The 15,909-nt window shown below is 55.2% G+C and carries 16 protein-coding genes and 2 pseudogenes; 8 read left to right on the forward strand and 10 right to left on the reverse strand.

Annotation, left to right across the window (positions count from 1 at the left end; translation table 11 throughout):
• Window positions 1-29 precede the first annotated feature (29 nt).
• Genes ACR0IV_RS20830 through ACR0IV_RS20840 form a run of 3 tightly spaced genes read right to left on the reverse strand, consistent with a single transcriptional unit; the run spans window position 30 to window position 3,431 of the window.
• On the reverse strand, window positions 30-998 hold the full coding sequence (locus ACR0IV_RS20830; protein WP_480660924.1) for a TRAP transporter substrate-binding protein: 969 nt from the start codon (window positions 996-998) through the stop codon (window positions 30-32).
• Window positions 999-1,050: 52 nt separating this feature from the next.
• Window positions 1,051-2,301 carry an NAD(P)/FAD-dependent oxidoreductase gene (locus ACR0IV_RS20835; RefSeq protein ID WP_480660926.1) on the reverse strand — a complete coding sequence of 417 codons (1,251 nt, stop codon included), beginning with the start codon at window positions 2,299-2,301 and terminating at the stop codon, window positions 1,051-1,053.
• Complete coding sequence (locus ACR0IV_RS20840; RefSeq protein ID WP_480660928.1) at window positions 2,298-3,431, reverse strand: enolase C-terminal domain-like protein; 1,134 nt, start codon at window positions 3,429-3,431, stop codon at window positions 2,298-2,300. Before ACR0IV_RS20840 ends, ACR0IV_RS20835 begins: the two co-directional genes overlap by 4 nt.
• 97 nt (window positions 3,432-3,528) lie before the next feature.
• Between ACR0IV_RS20840 and ACR0IV_RS20845 the strand changes: the two genes are divergently transcribed.
• Window positions 3,529-4,449, forward strand: a complete 921-nt coding sequence (locus ACR0IV_RS20845) for a LysR family transcriptional regulator (protein WP_480660930.1) — start codon at window positions 3,529-3,531, stop codon at window positions 4,447-4,449.
• On the opposite strand, the gene ACR0IV_RS20850 is transcribed toward ACR0IV_RS20845, so the two are convergent.
• Window positions 4,410-6,104 carry a thiamine pyrophosphate-binding protein gene (locus ACR0IV_RS20850; RefSeq protein WP_480485016.1) on the reverse strand — a complete coding sequence of 565 codons (1,695 nt, stop codon included), beginning with the start codon at window positions 6,102-6,104 and terminating at the stop codon, window positions 4,410-4,412. The genes ACR0IV_RS20845 and ACR0IV_RS20850 overlap by 40 nt on opposite strands.
• A gap of 112 nt (window positions 6,105-6,216) precedes the next feature.
• Here ACR0IV_RS20850 and ACR0IV_RS20855 point away from each other — a divergent pair, with 112 nt between their 5' ends.
• Window positions 6,217-6,921 (forward strand): GntR family transcriptional regulator, encoded by a 705-nt coding sequence (locus ACR0IV_RS20855; RefSeq protein WP_480660932.1) that lies wholly within the window; start codon window positions 6,217-6,219, stop codon window positions 6,919-6,921.
• On the forward strand, window positions 6,918-7,628 hold the full coding sequence (locus ACR0IV_RS20860) for an aspartate/glutamate racemase family protein (protein ID WP_480660934.1): 711 nt from the start codon (window positions 6,918-6,920) through the stop codon (window positions 7,626-7,628). Before ACR0IV_RS20855 ends, ACR0IV_RS20860 begins: the two co-directional genes overlap by 4 nt.
• Window positions 7,629-7,720: 92 nt before the next feature.
• Here the strand turns inward: ACR0IV_RS20860 and ACR0IV_RS20865 are convergent, their stop codons facing one another.
• The 6 genes from ACR0IV_RS20865 to ACR0IV_RS20890 all read right to left on the reverse strand — a co-directional run bounded on the left by ACR0IV_RS20865 (window position 7,721) and on the right by ACR0IV_RS20890 (window position 13,054).
• Complete coding sequence (locus ACR0IV_RS20865; protein WP_480660936.1) at window positions 7,721-8,398, reverse strand: aspartate/glutamate racemase family protein; 678 nt, start codon at window positions 8,396-8,398, stop codon at window positions 7,721-7,723.
• Window positions 8,399-8,405: 7 nt separating this feature from the next.
• Complete coding sequence (locus ACR0IV_RS20870; RefSeq protein ID WP_480472234.1) at window positions 8,406-9,128, reverse strand: ABC transporter ATP-binding protein; 723 nt, start codon at window positions 9,126-9,128, stop codon at window positions 8,406-8,408.
• A gap of 3 nt (window positions 9,129-9,131) precedes the next feature.
• Window positions 9,132-9,914: an ABC transporter ATP-binding protein gene (locus tag ACR0IV_RS20875; RefSeq protein WP_480472233.1), complete on the reverse strand. Its 783-nt coding sequence runs from the start codon at window positions 9,912-9,914 to the stop codon at window positions 9,132-9,134.
• Complete coding sequence (locus ACR0IV_RS20880; protein ID WP_480660990.1) at window positions 9,911-10,882, reverse strand: branched-chain amino acid ABC transporter permease; 972 nt, start codon at window positions 10,880-10,882, stop codon at window positions 9,911-9,913. Before ACR0IV_RS20880 ends, ACR0IV_RS20875 begins: the two co-directional genes overlap by 4 nt.
• A gap of 19 nt (window positions 10,883-10,901) precedes the next feature.
• Window positions 10,902-11,771 carry a branched-chain amino acid ABC transporter permease gene (locus tag ACR0IV_RS20885; protein WP_480472232.1) on the reverse strand — a complete coding sequence of 290 codons (870 nt, stop codon included), beginning with the start codon at window positions 11,769-11,771 and terminating at the stop codon, window positions 10,902-10,904.
• Window positions 11,772-11,866: 95 nt separating this feature from the next.
• Window positions 11,867-13,054, reverse strand: coding sequence for an ABC transporter substrate-binding protein (locus ACR0IV_RS20890; RefSeq protein ID WP_480472231.1), 1,188 nt, complete (start codon window positions 13,052-13,054; stop codon window positions 11,867-11,869).
• Between the two features lie 228 nt (window positions 13,055-13,282).
• Between ACR0IV_RS20890 and ACR0IV_RS20895 the strand changes: the two genes are divergently transcribed.
• The 5 genes and pseudogenes from ACR0IV_RS20895 to ACR0IV_RS20915 all read left to right on the forward strand — a co-directional run bounded on the left by ACR0IV_RS20895 (window position 13,283) and on the right by ACR0IV_RS20915 (window position 15,814).
• Window positions 13,283-13,993, forward strand: coding sequence for a GntR family transcriptional regulator (locus ACR0IV_RS20895; RefSeq protein ID WP_480660939.1), 711 nt, complete (start codon window positions 13,283-13,285; stop codon window positions 13,991-13,993).
• Between the two features lie 107 nt (window positions 13,994-14,100).
• Window positions 14,101-14,358: pseudogene (locus tag ACR0IV_RS20900) on the forward strand (integrase core domain-containing protein); the annotation flags it as partial.
• Between the two features lie 178 nt (window positions 14,359-14,536).
• A complete protein-coding gene (locus tag ACR0IV_RS20905; RefSeq protein ID WP_480660992.1) occupies window positions 14,537-14,899 on the forward strand; it encodes a DDE-type integrase/transposase/recombinase in 363 nt (120 codons plus the stop codon).
• Between the two features lie 62 nt (window positions 14,900-14,961).
• Window positions 14,962-15,099, forward strand: a pseudogene (locus ACR0IV_RS20910) (DUF2950 family protein); the annotation flags it as partial.
• Window positions 15,100-15,235: 136 nt separating this feature from the next.
• A complete protein-coding gene (locus ACR0IV_RS20915) occupies window positions 15,236-15,814 on the forward strand; it encodes a helix-turn-helix domain-containing protein (RefSeq protein ID WP_480660941.1) in 579 nt (192 codons plus the stop codon).
• Window positions 15,815-15,909: the final 95 nt, after the last annotated feature.

The raw sequence follows: 15,909 nt of genomic DNA on the forward strand, positions 1-15,909 counted from the left end.
GGCGAATAATACGCCGCCCGCAAGCGCGGTTATTGCGATGAATTGAAGGTGTCGACGATGGCCTTGCCTTCGTCTCCGGCAGCTTCCAGCCATTCATTGGTCATGGTGACGCCGATCTCTTTCAATTCCTGAACCATCTGATCAGATGCCGGACCAACAGTCATACCGCCATCCCGCAGGCCTTGCAGGGTGAAGCCGGTATATTCCTTGGCACGCCAGTTTCCGGCATATTCGGCCAGTTCGGCACAAGCCTTGATGACGTTCTTGTTCGCGTCGGATACTCCGGACCAGACATCAGAATTCACCATCACGTAGTTGCGTGGCAACCAGGCATCGACTTCATAGAAATAATTCAGGCTTTCCCAGACTTTACGGTCATATCCCGTAGAACCAGACGACACCATTGCATCAGCGACACCGGTTGCGAATGCCTGGCTGATCTCAGCCGCTTCAACGGTCACCGGCAGCATACCCGTCAACTCGGCCAGCCTTGAGGTGGCATTGTTGTAGGACCGGAACTTGATACCTTCCATTTCGGCAACCGAGTTGACTTCGTTCTTGAAGTACAGTCCCTGCGGTGGCCAGGGAACAGCATAAAGCAGCGTCAGGTTCTGTTCGGCCAGCAGGCTCTCGATCGACGGCTTCGCCGCTTCCCAAAGCTTGGCGCTGTCGTCAAACGAGGTGGCAAGGAACGGGATCGAATCAAAGCCGAACAAAGCGTTTTCGTTTTGGTGCCCCGAAAGCAAACGCTCACCAATCGGCGCCTGCCCGGTCTGGATTGCACGTTTGATGTCAGCACCTTTGAACAGTGATCCTGACGGGTGCGTGACGATCTCGATCTCGCCACCTGTACCTGTGGTTACACATTTGGCGAATTCCGCACCGGTGGCCGAGTGGAAATTGGAAGCCGAATAAGCCATCGGCATGTCCCATTTCTCGGCGAGCGCGGGCGCTGCGGTCAGAGCAGTTGCTGCCAGAAGGTTTGTCAGTTTTTTCATCATATTCTCCCTATTGAATTCTGAGAGGCCAATGTTGGGCATCGACCTATTCTTATGTTCCAAAACGTGAAGGCGCGTAGACGCTCATATCCGTATTTGGGGTTCTGCCCACGATCATCTGCGCCAACAGACGCCCCGTCTTGGGTCCGCCTGTCAGACCGATATGGTGATGACCAAAGCCCATATACGCGCCGTCAATCCCCGGAACATCGCCGATGATGGGGATCGAGTCAGCCGGGGCGGGCCTGTGCCCCATCCATTCCACTTCCTCCTTCCATGTCACGCCCGGAAAAGCAGCTCGGGCATTTTTGCGCATCAATTCAAACGGCGCGCGCGAGGGTGGGGCGTCCAGCCCACCAAATTCTACAATACCCGCCAACCGTATGCGCCCGTCCATGGGTGTGGCAACAAATTTGCCGGATGCCACCATGACAGGGCTGCGCGGCTTCGCAGAAGGGTCCACCAATTCAAGATGATAGCCACGTTCGCTTTCAAGCGGAACAGAAATGCCCAACCGTTTCGTCAGAGGCCCAGACCATACACCCGCTGTCACAATGGCCGTGTCGCAAGGGATAATGTCGCCGTCCGCACGCACGCCAATAACCCGGCCATCTTCGCGCGCGACGTCCTCAACACTGGCGCGGATAATTCGACCGCCTTTAGATTCAACATATGCGGCGAGGTCTTTTACGTAACGTCCGGGGTCTGTGATGTGACCGTGATCGGACAGTTTGGCGGCAAAACCAATATCTTCGCTGAACACCGGATCATAATCGTGGAATGCCTTACCTTCCAATTCCTCCCACTGAAACCCGTGCTTGCGTCGTATATTCCAGCCAAAGGCATCTCCTTCGAAATGCGACCGATCATTGTAGAGAAACAGGTAATCAGACGGAACGATCCACTTTTCAGCTCCCGTGCCAGCCGCCAGGGCTTTGTGATCGTTCAGACTGTCGCCGACGATAGGTGTAAGGGCGGCTGCAATCCGCGCAACATCGTCGGCATTGGCGTGACCAAGATATTGCCTCAACCACGGGAGCAGTTTTGGTAAATAGCCCCATTTCAGGAACAATGGCTGCGAGGGGCTCAGCAACATCTTCGGGGCTTTGCCGATCAGGCCCGGAACCGTCACAGGCACAATAGAACAGGACGCCAGAACACCCCCATTGCCGTGCGAGGTTCCTTCACCCGGCCCGGCCCTGTCGATCAAGATGACATCATGACCGTCTCGTTGCAGCCACACGGCTGCCGAAACGCCTACAATACCTGCGCCGATAATGGCTATGGTCTTCCTTTCACTCATGCCGCCACCGCCTTAGCCACAGCATAATGGTCCAACTTCGCCACGTCGGGTCTGCCACCCAGACCTGGGCCAGAGGGGACGACAACTTGGCCTGCACGAATTTTGAATGGGTCCTCGAGGATGTCTTCTTTCAAGAAATAGGACGCCTGGTAAAATTCACATCCAAGGGTGATCTCTGGTGTTGCGGCGATCATGTGGGTCCCAGCCAGATGCGCCAGGCCCGCCTCGAACATGTCTCCACCGTAGGCTGCCAGGCCATGCGCTGCCGCAATGCGGGCGACCGTTTGCCCACGCGAAAGACCTCCCGATTTCATGATTTTTACTGACACGCCGTCGCAAATCCCCTCGCGCGCAGCGCGCTCCATATCTTCGGGTCCAAAGACGCTTTCATCAGCCAGTAACGGCACGTCGATCATCTGTCGCAGCTTTGCCATCATTCCAAAATGATGTGCCCGCACGGGCTGTTCGATGAAATCCGGACTGAACTGAGCCACGTCACGCACTTGCGCCGGAGCTTCTTCGATGCTCAGGCCTTGGTTATAGTCAACCCGCACTGCAAACTCCGGATGATTTTGCATTAGGTATTCGAGCCGCATGATGTCAAAGGCATGATCCTTGAACCCGGTCTTGAGCTTGACGATCCGAACACCATCCTCCTGCAAACGCGCCAGCAGCTCGATATCCTGTGCAAAATCAGGGTTGGCGATTGAGCAACTGAGCGGAATGGTTTCACGGCACCTACCCCCCAGAAGCGACCAGACCGGAACCCCACTGACCCGACCAGCAAGATCGAGCAGAGCGGTTTCCAGCGCTGCCTTGGCTTCAGTACAGTGAGCTACAGCAAAGGCCGCACGCGCCATGATTGCCGAGCGATCACCAATCTTTGCCCCCATCACGAGCGGACGCAGATAGCGATCAAGTGCAGCATAGGTGGCTTCAGGTGTGCCGGTGAACACCGACCAGGGTGACGCTTCTCCGAACCCTTCGGTCCCGTCCTCAGCGCGCAGCCGCAAAACGACAACCTCGCAAGCTCCTTCCACAGCGCCGATGCCATGATCCCGCCGCGACGTGACCGGCAGTTTCAGGTGCCACAGATCGAACCCGATGATTTCCTGGTCCAGATTGCTCATTTCATCCCCTGTTGATGAAAGGAAGCCTGCCTTGACCAGCATATCATTTCAAATACTATATCTTTGCGAGTACATCAGAAAAAATGATACTATTACGATGTCCCTACGATTTCGTCAGTTGCAAGCCTTCCACGCCATCATGGAAACTGGAACCGTCACCGGCGCGGCCTCGGTTCTGGGTATTTCACAACCGGGGATCAGCAATCTACTTGCGCAGCTGGAACGCGAGGCCCGGTTGCCTCTGTTTGAACGCAACAAGGGGCGTTTGCTGCCCACCCCCGAAGCCGAGTTACTCTATCGCGAGGTTGATACAGTCGTACGTGGGCTGGATCATGTGGCACAGGCTGTAACGGATCTGCAGAATAAGCATCCCGGTCAGTTGCAGGTTGCGGCACCTCATTTGCTCTCGTTCGGTTTCATACCACGCGAGATCGCACGCTTCGCCGAGAGCCGCCCGAACCTGTCAGTCAGTTTTCAGTCACAATATTCATCCAAGATTCAAGAATGGGTGATCTCGGGCCTTTTCGAGATCGGCATTGTCGAGATGCCAATCCTGCACGACACACTAAATTATCAGGTGTTTCAGTTCGAAACACTTGCAACCTTCCCCGAAGATAGCCCGCTGGCGAAACACGACGTTCTGACGCCAGAAATTCTAGAAAACGAGCCCTTCATTGTGATGGGGCCTGAGCATCAGACCCATCGCCGGACACGCGACATTTTCCAGACCGCCGGGCGCACATGGCGGACGCAGATCCACACGCACCTGTCCGAAAACCTGCTGAGTTTCGTCAAACAAGGTATGGGCGTTGCAATGATCGATCCCTTTACAGTCACGTTTGACGGAGAGAGCGGGTATCAAACCCGTCCATTCCGCCCCGCGGTGATGCTGGATCTTGCCATCATCACGGCCAAGGGCCGCCCCCTGTCGACCATCGCACAAGCGTTTCTGGCTCAACTGACCCCGTCAATCGCCTCTTATGCCACCCATTCGGAAACAGGCGCCGCCGCCTCGTGAAGTTGCTGCGAATGGATGTCGACCAGCGTAGGGCCATCATGTTCGATTGCCTGTTTCAGAACCCCGGCCAGTTCCTCAGGATCTTTGACCGTCCATGACTTCACGCCAAAGGCCGATGCCACCGCCGCATGATCCGTGCGATTGAAATCGACGTTATAGTACCGCTGGCCGAACCCGGAATCTTGCCCGGCTTTGATCCAGCCAAAGACCGAATTCGAGAACACGATTGAGGTGATCGGCATATTGTGTCGAACCATGGTTTCGAACTCGCCGCATGTGAATCCGAATGACCCGTCGCCCATAACAGACAGAGTCTTGACGGATGGCCGCCCCACATGCGCGCCCATCGCTGCACCCAGCGAATACCCCAACGCCCCATGCGCCCGGTTAGTAATGAAATGTCGCCCCGGTTTGCGCCAGCGGTAATGCGCGCTGAAATAGGGACAAGGTGTGCCGGGATCGGCGACCACAATCGCATCATCATCGAGAATATCCATAAGTGAGGCCATGACGGCCTCGGGGCGGATCGGCGTTTCACGGCTCGCGGCGAGCGGAGCGAACGCCGCCATCTTGGCCTCCCACGCGGCGCGCGCCTTCTCGGCACCGCCAAGGCTGGGGAGGTCCTGCCGCGTCTCCAATGCGGTAGCCAAAGCCTCAAGCGCCAGGCGGGCATCGGCGCAGATAGCCACCTCGGTCTGATAATTCGCCCCGATCACCATCGGGTCGCTGTCGATATGGATAATGATGGCGTTGCGGCCCGGACTTCTCCAACGTTCTGTGGTGACTGATCCGGCACGACAACCAATGAATAGAACCACGTCTGCCTGATCGATCACGGACCGGGTCGCTGGCACGCCCCCGTTCGATCCGACAACACCCAAAGCCAGCGGGTCGGACTCGGCGATGGAGCCCTGCCCGGAAACCGTTGTGGCGACTGGCATATCCAACAGATCGGCAACGCGGCTCAGCGCACCTTCCGCACCAGACAGAACCGGCCCGCCACCACAAACAGCAACTGCAGACTTTGCTTTGACCAGTATCTCGGCAGCTGCTTCGACTGCATCCTGATCAGGTCCTGCGCGCTCTGCTGGATAACTTTGATGCCGTTCGTCCGCCCAAATCTCAGCCTCATCCACCTGGCCTTTTTGCGTATCGAACGGAAGAGCCAGATGTGTCGCACCGGGGGTTCCGGTGGTCATCGCCCGGAACGCTGCACGAACCATCGCGGGCAACCGCGTCGCATCGTCCAATGAGGCGTTCCACTTGGCAAGAGGTCGGAACAATCCAGACTGATCCAGCTCGGTCAACGGATACTTCCCCCGGCTTGTTGTTGCCACATCCGAAGTGATTGCCAGGATCGGCACCGAGCTTTCGTTGGCTTCGACAACGCCGGGCAAGATATAGGTTGCCCCGCCTCCTGAAGGTCCTTCGCAGACGCCGGGCTTGCCGGTCACGCGCGCATATCCATCCGCCATATAGGCTGCATGCCGTTCGTCGCGCGTCAGAATATGCTGAATGCCGTGATCCATCCGCGCCATCGCATCATAGAATGGTAGCGTGGTATCGCCGCACAGACCAAACATATGCTTCACGCCATGCGCCTCTAACATGCGTACCATTGCCTCAGCCCCAGTGAGATAATTCGTCCCCGTCATGGCTTGCGATTCCTTTGGATCAAGATTGCACACAATTCTGTATACAGTTTTGTATATTGATTTCAAGAACCGCTTGTGCCACCAGTGGACCGCAACCGAAAGGACGAAAAACATGGCGAGTCCACGCGTCGATGACATCTATGATCAGGTCAAAGCGATGGCGGTCTCTTTCCGTCTACGCCCAGGGGACCGCCTGAACGAAGTGGCCCTGTCGAAAGAGCTGGGCGTCAGCCGCACACCTCTGCGTGAGGCTCTGAACAGGCTCGTAGCTGAACGATTGTTCGATTTCCGTCCTGGTCAGGGTTTTTTCTGCCGCCCGCTTGATGCGCAAAGTGTGTTTGACCTGTTCGAACTGCGCCAGATTATTGAGGTCGCCGCCGTCCGTACCGCATGTAGCAAAGCAACAGATGATGAGCTCCAGTCGCTGCGAGAGGAACTCTACACGACCGGGATCGACATCACAGGCCTGACCGTCGAGGAAGCCGTGAACCGGGATGAGGCATTCCATTTGGAGATCGCCAGATTGTCCGGCAACGCAGAGCTTCTGCAGACGCTGATCCGGATCAATGAGCGCATCCGCTATATCCGCTGGATCTCAATGAGCATGGACCGTCTTCATCGTTCGAAAGACGAACATAAGAAGGTGATGAAAGCACTTCTGAACCGCAATGAAAACGACGCCGCACGCATTTTAGGCGCTCATATCACTAAGCGAATGGATCAGGTACAAGAGGCGGTGCGGCAAGGGATTTCCAGCATCTATATGGAAGGATCCGACGTCATTTCGACCCGCATCATCGAGGAGGCAGAAGCATGATCACTCAAGGCGGTAAATCCATCTACGGCGCTTCTGTCGGAATCCTCATGCTGGATGCACAGTTTCCTCGTATCCCCGGCGATATGGGTAATGCGCTGACCTGGCCATTTCCGGTACTCTATCGCATTGTCCGCGATGCCTCACCCGACCGGGTTGTCCGGCACAAGGCCGAAGGTATGCTAGACGCCTTCATCAAAGCTGCGCAGGATCTGGTCAAAGATGGAGTGGATGGTATCACCACCAATTGCGGATTTCTGTCACTGTTTCAAAAGGAGCTTTCAGAGGCCGTCCCGGTCCCGGTCGTTACGTCCTCGCTGATGCAGGTCGACATGGTGAACCGCACGCTTCCAGCGGGCAAGCGCGCCGGGGTTTTGACGATATCGGCCTCGACCCTCACCAAGGATCACCTACAGGCTGCACAGGTACCTCCGGACACACCCATCGGCACCACAGAAGGGGGCCGCGAGTTTACGCGAGCCATACTCGATAATGAGATGGCACTGGATATCGAGAAAGCCCGCGCGGACAACGTTGAAGCAGCCCTTGTACTTCAGTCGAACTATCCAGAGCTTGGAGCTATTGTTCTGGAATGCACGAATATGTCCCCATATGCGGCGGACATTCTGCAGGCGACAGGCTTGCCGGTCTATTCAATGGTCTCACTCGTTAGTTGGTTTCAATCGGGGCTGACGCCTTCGATCTACTAGCAGAACACCCAAAACTCGCGAGTGACACACAGTTCTTAATGTGTTGTCAAATCATACGGCTTATTACAGGTGTCGTTGCCCGAAGAGAATTCTCAAGCATAAGAGCAAAGCTTTGTAGTCGTCAGTTTTGCCTTAACCAAGGCCTCTACAAACGTAACTCCGCAAGCAACCCCATCGACGACTGGCAGGCCGAATTCCTCGGACAAATGCGACATCAGGTCAGTCATTCCGGCACAACCCAGAACAATGGCTTCGGCCCGATCCTCGTCGATTGCCGAGCGGATTTCAGCGCGGATAATATCAACCGTATTCGGATCGTTCTCTTCCAGCTTAAGAACCGGTACATCTGACGCGCGTACCCGGACGCATCGGCGATCCAGGCCATAGCGCAACAGATTGGCTTCCAGTCCCGCCAATGAGCGGGATAGTGTCGTAATGACGCTGAACTTGGGACTGATCATAGACGCCGCGTGATAGGCGGCCTCACCAACACCAACGACCGGAGCTGAGGTGATGCAACGTACAGCGTCGACGCCTGTGTCATCGAAACAGGCCACTACGATGCCATCCACATCCGGATGCTGCTTGACCACATCCAACAAGCCCGGAACACAGGTCGAAACATCCAGATACCCTTGGATACTGGCGGGACCATCCTGCGAATTGATGGCAATGATCTCGGTATCAGGGCTCGCGACGGCGCGGGCCGCCGCCTCGATCTTTCGAGTCATAGAACCGGTGGTGTTGGGATTGACGACTAACAGTTTCACAATATCCTCACACTTCCCCGCCCAGATAAGCGGCTTTGATCCGGGGATCGGTCAAAAGCTCTTTGGAATTGCCTGAGATCACCACATTTCCGGTGGTCAGCGCATAGGCACGGTGCGAAATCGATAGCGCCATGCGCGAGTTCTGCTCGACAAGCAGTACCGACACGCCTTCGTCCCGGTTGATCGCCACGATGGACCGCGCGATGTCCTGCACCAGTTTAGGCGCAATTCCCAGCGACGGCTCATCCAGCAAAAGTAAGCGAGGTTTGGCCATCAGGGCGCGCCCGATTACCATCATCTGCTGCTCGCCGCCCGACAGAGTGCCAGCCGATTGCGAATACCGCTCACGCAGGCGCGGAAACCGTTCCAGAACCGAATCCAGCGTGCGCTGCACTTCCGCCTTGTCCGAACGGGTGAACGCCCCCATCAGCAGATTGTCTTTCACCGTCATGTAAGGAAAGACACGCCGCCCCTCGGGCACCATCGCGATGCCTTTCGAGACGATTTCGGCCGGGTTGGTTCCGGCAATCTGTTCGCCCTCAAACGCCACTGAACCGGATTTGATCTTCGCCAGCCCGGTGATCGCCCGCAAGATCGAACTTTTGCCCGCGCCATTAGCGCCAATCAGAGCGACAGTTTCACCTTGTTCCAAATCAATCGATACACCTTTCAGCGCATAGACGTGATCGTAGTAGAGTTCGACATCCTTGAATTCCAACATCTTGCTCATGGTTCAGATCCCGATTTCGTCATCTGCGCTGCCCAGATAGGCTTCGATGACTTTTTCGTTGTTCTGGATTTCTGCCGGCGTACCCTCGGCAATCATTTCGCCGAAGTTCAAAACCACAATCCGGTCGGAGATTTTCATCACCGCTGGCATATCGTGTTCCACCAACAATACGGTGACACCCCGGTCATCGCGCACCTTGCGTACCAGATCGACCATTTTCATGGTTTCATCGTGGTTCATTCCCGCAAAGGGCTCATCCAGCAGCAGTACCTTTGGATCGGTCGCCAGGCCAATGGCGATCCCCAGCGCCCGCAGATTGCCCTGCGGCAGGTTCGAGGCCTGCTCGTTGGCGATGTCTGTCATGCCGAGGAAATCGATCAGATCGTCCGCATATTGCCCAAAACTGTCGACATCTTCATGCGCCGTTTTGGTCCCCCAGAAATACCCGGCCAACGAAGCTCTGGCCCGCAGATGCTGCGCGACAACGATGCTTTCGCGGACCGTCATCGATTTGAAGATCGTCGTCTCCTGAAAGGTTCGGACAACCCCCTTTCGGGCCACCACATGCGGCTTCAGATTCGAGATGCGTTTACCTTCGAACAACACTTCGCCTGATGTCGTCGGCAGGAAAGACGAAATCATCTTGAACAACGTGCTTTTGCCTGCCCCGTTTGGCCCGATCACTGACAAGATCTCGTTCTCGTTCACATTGAACGAGATATCGCTGTTGGCAGTCAGCCCTCCGAACTTCTTGGTGACATGACGGACTTCCAGAAGATGGCTCATTTGTCCGCCCCCTTGTGACCCGGCAGGCGCAGGCTGAGCAGCCCGTTAGGCAGGAACAGCATCAGGATGATCAACATGCTGGAATAGGCTAACAACTGGAAGCGACCAAGTTCAAACAACAAGTCCCAACCGAAGTACAGAACCAGCGTGCCCAGCATCGGACCAAAGACATAGCCCAACCCGCCGAGGAAACAGTTCAGCATGAAATTCACGCTATCGGCGACCTGAAAGCTAGATGGGTAAACCGACTGGGCAATGGAACCGAACATCGCCCCTCCAATGCCGCCCAGAAAGGACGAAATGGCGAACACGATGACCCGGATGTACGAGATGTTCACGCCGATCGAACTCGCCAGTTCCTCATTCTGTTGCATCGACCGGCACAAGTGGCCAAGCCGCGAGTTCACCAGCCGATACATGGCCGCAAAGGTCAGAACCATCAGCACGCAGGCGGTGTAGTAGAAGGCCAGCCTCGGGTTCTCAAGCGTCGCGAAATCCGGGATCAGTGTAAGTCCAAGGACCGAGACGCCTCCGGGAAGCGGGATCGAGGTAATTCCCTTCGCCCCGTTGGTAATGGGCAGGGCCAACGCGGTCAGCGTTACCACCTGTGTCAGCACCAACGAGATCATGGCGAAATAGACGCCGCGCAAACGCAGGATCGGCAGTCCGATCACAACCGCCACTCCGGCAGCAAACAGCCCCGCAAGCGGCAATGATAACCAGAAAGACATACCTGCCTTTGTCACCAGAATGGCCGACACATAAGCTCCGATCAGCGCAAAGGCACCCTGACCGATATTGATGCGGCCAATATAGAAGGTCAGCCAGACACCCGCGCTGGCGATGGACAAAAGTGCCACCGAGGTCAGGGTATAGTACAGATCGGACCGTCCTGAGGCCGCGACGAAGCCGGGCACCAGGATGAATATCGCCAGCAGGAACACTGCCAGACCGGCCCATTGGATCATGTTGAGTTTCGGCACTGCGCTATCCCCACGGCTTACCCATCAGCCCCTGTGGGCGGATGGCCAGGAAAATCATCAGCGAGACGAAAATCAGCAGATAGGTGATGTCGCCGTATTGCGAGAGGACGGCCAAACCGATGGCTTCCAGGAACCCAAGGATGATACCGCCAGCTATCGCACCGGAAATCACGCCCGCACCACCGATCATTACCATCATGAAGGCCTTGATCGAAGTTGGGCCACCCATCCCCAGATTGACGCCGGTGATGGTCACCAGCAGCCCGCCGACCAGACCGGCCAGCATCGCGCCCAGTGCAAACCCGATCATGGAATAACGGTCGACATTGACGCCCATCAACTGCGCCGCGGTTCTGTCCTGCGCCAGCGCGCGCAGGGCGCGGCCGGTTTTGGAATACTGCATGAACAGAATGAATGAGACGATGGACAGAATAGCCAGAACGCAGATCAGAATGCGGTCATACGGCATGATCAATCTGAAATCCCAGTTGAAAACACCGTCGACGATTTTGGGGACACCGCGTTGTTTCTCGCCAAAGACCAGCAAGATTATGGCGTCGAACAGGAAGGCCAACCCGGCCGCCAACAGCATCGTGCTTTCCTCGCGCGAGGACCTTCGGATAACTGGCGCGAACAGGAACCTTTCGATCAATGCACCCAATACGGCAAGAGTGATGCACGAGGCCAGCAACGCCAGCACAAAGGGCCAGCCGAGTTGCCCGTAGAATGTGTAGGTGACAAATCCGCCCAGAACATACATCTGCCCATGGGCAAAGTTCAGCACGTTCATCAAGGCGAAAATCAGCGTCAAACCCAGGGCGATCATCGCATATTGCGCCCCCAGATAGATACCGTTTGCTAATATCTGTTCCATGAGTATCCCGCGTAAGGTTCGGGTCTCCCGGGCTGACTGTCAGCCCGGGAGAGTGAGTGGCTCGTTAGGCTTTTGCCTTGATTGGGAGTATTGCCTCAGTCAACTTCAGCGACGAAAAGCGTGTCAAACTCTCCGTCCTGGTAGACATTCACTACCAGCGGAACGGCAATCTGACGCTTTTGTCCAAACGATGTGGTCCCCACATATCGCATCGTGGCATCGCCTTTCATGAAGGGGTTGGGGGCCTCAAATGTATCCATCGTGGTCTGGAAAGCAGTGACGTCGTCAATGCCAGCCGGGTTGGCGTTCAACGTCGCCAAAATGTATTCCAGCGCATAAACCTTGGTGTTCGACTCGTCGTTATACTCGCCGAACATATCGGTATAGCGTTTGACGAACTCCTTCATGTCATCCGATGCGATCTCGGGTGTTGACGCGCCACCGACAGAAATGAACCCATTGGCCAAGTCCCCTGCCCCTTCGCGCAGAACTGTCGCGTCCTGCGCAGTTTCGGTCGAGATCAGGCCCTGGAATCCAAGTTCACGTGCCGAGCGGATCAGTTGCGGCGCATTGGCCGGAGAGACGCCCGAAAGAACCAGCAAATCGGGTTGCGTACGCATGACCGGGGTCAGGACCGGAGTAAAATCGGTGGTGTCCACCTGATAGGTGACGTTGTCCGAAACAACCTCAAGCCCCAGCGCCTTGGCCGCTTCCACACCACCGTCCCGCTGGCTTAGCGGATCGGATTCGTTCGCGGCAACAAACGCCACGGTCTTCACGCCCTTTTCGTCTTTCAGGTACTTATAGATCGCAGGACCAGATTGGTAATTCGCCACCATCCCCAGAACCGCGTTGGATGCAGGTGCGGTATAAAGCTCTTTCGGGAAGGCGTAAGGGAAATACATGATCCCGTTGGCCTCGGCCACGGGGCGCACGGCGGCAGCGCCGTCATCGACATTCGGGCCGACCACATAGTGGATGCCTTCCTGCGCCATCTTTTCCATGCCCGCGATTGCGCGCTTGGGGTCTTTCTGGTCATCGAAGGATACGATCTCGATATCATAGGTCGTATCGCCGATCTTATACCCGCCCTTTTCATTGAGCCACTCGGCACGAGCCTCCATTGAGCGCTGGTTGGAAATCCCCCAGGCCGCCGCCGGGCCGGATGTCACGCCCACAAATCCGATCTTGAGGACAGGGTTTTCGGCCCAGGCCGCAGAAGCCAGCGCCGTTACGGAAAATGCCAGGGCAACTGAAGTTTTCATCAGGGTTCTACGTTTCATTCTTTCCTCCCTATGAGGTCTCGGCGCCTCTTCTGTGCGCTTGGCGAAGTAAACAATGCGTCGGGTCGAATCCCGGAATGCACCTTGGATACTGCATTGTTAACAATCTATGTCAACGTTTTTAGTAAACGTATCTGTTGAATTTGCGAACAGAAGTCAAATATATTGTCAGTTAAGAGTAGTACGGCTAAATACGATCGACGTGTATTCCAGCCAAATTGGAACAAGATGACAGACGCCCAGCAAAAACTCGACACCGTTCAATCCGATCCGAATGAGCAATTGATCGTCGACCGTATCTATTCGGCAGTCATGGAACAAAAGCTGGCACCCAGAACCAAGTTGAGCGAACAAACTTTATGTGAAACTTTCGGCGTCGGTCGGATGCGGGTCCGAAGAGCTTTGCTGCTGCTGAGTAGCCAAGGCATTGTCGAACTGCGCTCAAATCGCGGCGCCTTTATTGCCTGCCCGAGTCCTAAGGAAGCCCAGGAGGTTTTCGAAGCTCGCTTGATGATCGAAACGGGCATCGTGCGAGAATTGACACGTGAGATCAGCAGCGCAGGTGTCAATGCGTTGCGAACACATATCGAAAAAGAAGACGAAGCTCGCGCAAGGAACGACAGAACTGAGGTTATCAGACTTTCCGGCGAGTTTCATGTCGAATTGGCTAAATGCCACAATAACGCGGTACTCACACGCGTCGTTAAGGAACTGGCGACCCGGTCGTCTCTGATCGTAGCACTGTTCGGCACCCACAAGGATTCATCTTGCCCAGATGATGAGCATGCATCAATCATTGATGCAATCGTGAGTGGCGACCCGCAATCCGCGGAAGACAACATCCGACACCACCTTCTCCATATCAAAAACAGCTTGGATCTGGAGCAAACCCAAAAGGTTGAACCCGATCTTGCTAAGATACTCACCGGGCGCATGTAATTGGTCGTGCCCAAACTATTAGAGGGGCCTACGTCAACGAAGTTGTGGGCGCACTTGTCCTTCGACTTCGGTAAACAGCAGAAAACCGGATGTCATTACACTTGGGAATTGCCGCTGTCGGCGCAAGGACGGCATACATTGAGTTAGGCTCACCTTTGGAGAATGGATGTTGCGATAGCTTCAACGGTCGAATGAGGGATAAACTGCTCAATGGCGAGATATTCCATAACCTGCGCGAAGCGCAGATCGTCACCGAAAATTGGAAAAAGCACTACAACACCAGAAGACCACACATTGCATTGGCTTATCGCCCACCAGCGCCGGAAACCATCGTGCCGATAGGTCAAAGGCCGATCATGCACTAACAATCAAATTGGACCCGGCAGATGGGGTCACTCAACCCTGATCCCCACTGCTGAAATGGTCTTCCGCCATCATTAGCAAACGGAGAATCAGAATAGGAACGAAACGACACAAGCCCGAAGAGATTATCACGAAGCTACGGTAGGTTGAGGTGCTTGGGTTGGGCAAAAGAACCGTCCCATAGCGACCAGGCTCTTTGGCAAAGCGCTGTCGTCAAGTCAATTCCCGAGTAAGATCGTCATCGACAAAAGCGGTGCTGATGCGACCGGCATGCGAGAAGTGAACAGAATTCTGAGGCGATTTGGGTGCCCCGCCAAAGCACAGACAATCAAGCCCCAGTATCTGAGCAACATGATCGAACAGGATCATCGATTCATCAAGCGTCTCATCGGGCACATGTGTGGGTTCAAATCGTTCAGATTTGTCTCGGCTACTTTGGACGGCATCGAAGTCGCGAACATGATCCAGAAGGGCAATTCTCCAGCACTACGACTGCGGGCTTTCGGATGTTTGCTGAGATCGCAGGATAGGTGTGTCCAGTAAGTCGCTGGCGCTGGCCGTCGCAAAAGATTGCGACACATCCAGCCTAGGTTCCCTCTTATTATGGCGAGATTGGCATCCTTTCTTTCATGGTTGGCGAAGCTGGCATTATCTATGAGGCAAGTTTTGGTCGTGAGACGCCAGAGATGACAGAAGGATTTTCGGCCTACGATCCCAGACCAGATTGGATGCCTATCGAGTAGTGACCCAAGGTTCGAGTTTTTCCCGTATAGTTGCTTTCGCCAACGGCGGTACAAATGATTGACTGGGCCAACAAAATTGGCGCAACTATAGAAATTAGCTTTAGGCGAACCATCTTCGAGATCGGCACGGAAGACTGTGATCAAACAAAGAGATATTGAGCACGATGTCGGACAAACGCTGCTGAGATTGAGGCAGGAACGTAGTCTGACCCTTTCTGAGTTGGCCACTACAGCGCAGATTTCAACGTCGATGATTAGCCGTATCGAGAACGGTAGCGTCTCGCCCTCTCTTGGGACGCTTCAGGCTTTGGCGGAGGCAATGGATGTCCCTCTGATGGCATTGTTCGCACATACCGAGGTTTCGGCAGACGTGCATCATGTCAAAGCCTGCGAAGGATTGGCCTCGCGGCGGATCACACAAGGACACGCGCATGACTACCTGTTGCTTGGCAAGCATGGCGGGCCAGGCGGCATGTTTCAATCTGCGAGGATCAGCATCTCGAAAGACCAGTCAGAAACGTTGCCAAGTTATCAGCACGAAGGATACGTCTTTCTGTACCTGATCAAGGGTGATGCAGTGTATCGGTGCGGTACAGAAAGCTTTGCCATGACAACCGGCGATACCCTGAGTTTCGATGCCAAATTGCCTCATGGGTTTTCCGAGATCGTGTCAGACAGTATCGAATTCATCACAGTTTCGACCCGCCCACAATAATGATGGTCTCACGTTGTCCGCGGACTTTTACAACATAGCTTTCTCCAGCTATTGTCGGTCATTTCATAATATTTTACTATGAGTGGCCAACCCAT

Source organism: Ruegeria sp. C2 (assembly GCF_056537765.1).

What these genes read in the sequence shown, in the direction of transcription:
- ACR0IV_RS20855 (WP_480660932.1), top strand. Translation starts at nt 6,217, where the DNA reads ATGGCGAGTCCACGCGTCGATGACATCTATGATCAGGTCAAAGCGATG.
- ACR0IV_RS20830 (WP_480660924.1), bottom strand. Translation starts at nt 998, where the DNA reads ATGAAAAAACTGACAAACCTTCTGGCAGCAACTGCTCTGACCGCAGCG.
- ACR0IV_RS20895 (WP_480660939.1), top strand. Translation starts at nt 13,283, where the DNA reads ATGACAGACGCCCAGCAAAAACTCGACACCGTTCAATCCGATCCGAAT.
- ACR0IV_RS20880 (WP_480660990.1), bottom strand. Translation starts at nt 10,882, where the DNA reads ATGATCCAATGGGCCGGTCTGGCAGTGTTCCTGCTGGCGATATTCATC.
- ACR0IV_RS20850 (WP_480485016.1), bottom strand. Translation starts at nt 6,104, where the DNA reads ATGACGGGGACGAATTATCTCACTGGGGCTGAGGCAATGGTACGCATG.
- ACR0IV_RS20885 (WP_480472232.1), bottom strand. Translation starts at nt 11,771, where the DNA reads ATGGAACAGATATTAGCAAACGGTATCTATCTGGGGGCGCAATATGCG.
- ACR0IV_RS20875 (WP_480472233.1), bottom strand. Translation starts at nt 9,914, where the DNA reads ATGAGCCATCTTCTGGAAGTCCGTCATGTCACCAAGAAGTTCGGAGGG.
- ACR0IV_RS20860 (WP_480660934.1), top strand. Translation starts at nt 6,918, where the DNA reads ATGATCACTCAAGGCGGTAAATCCATCTACGGCGCTTCTGTCGGAATC.
- ACR0IV_RS20890 (WP_480472231.1), bottom strand. Translation starts at nt 13,054, where the DNA reads ATGAAACGTAGAACCCTGATGAAAACTTCAGTTGCCCTGGCATTTTCC.
- ACR0IV_RS20870 (WP_480472234.1), bottom strand. Translation starts at nt 9,128, where the DNA reads ATGAGCAAGATGTTGGAATTCAAGGATGTCGAACTCTACTACGATCAC.
- ACR0IV_RS20840 (WP_480660928.1), bottom strand. Translation starts at nt 3,431, where the DNA reads ATGAGCAATCTGGACCAGGAAATCATCGGGTTCGATCTGTGGCACCTG.
- ACR0IV_RS20845 (WP_480660930.1), top strand. Translation starts at nt 3,529, where the DNA reads ATGTCCCTACGATTTCGTCAGTTGCAAGCCTTCCACGCCATCATGGAA.
- ACR0IV_RS20835 (WP_480660926.1), bottom strand. Translation starts at nt 2,301, where the DNA reads ATGAGTGAAAGGAAGACCATAGCCATTATCGGCGCAGGTATTGTAGGC.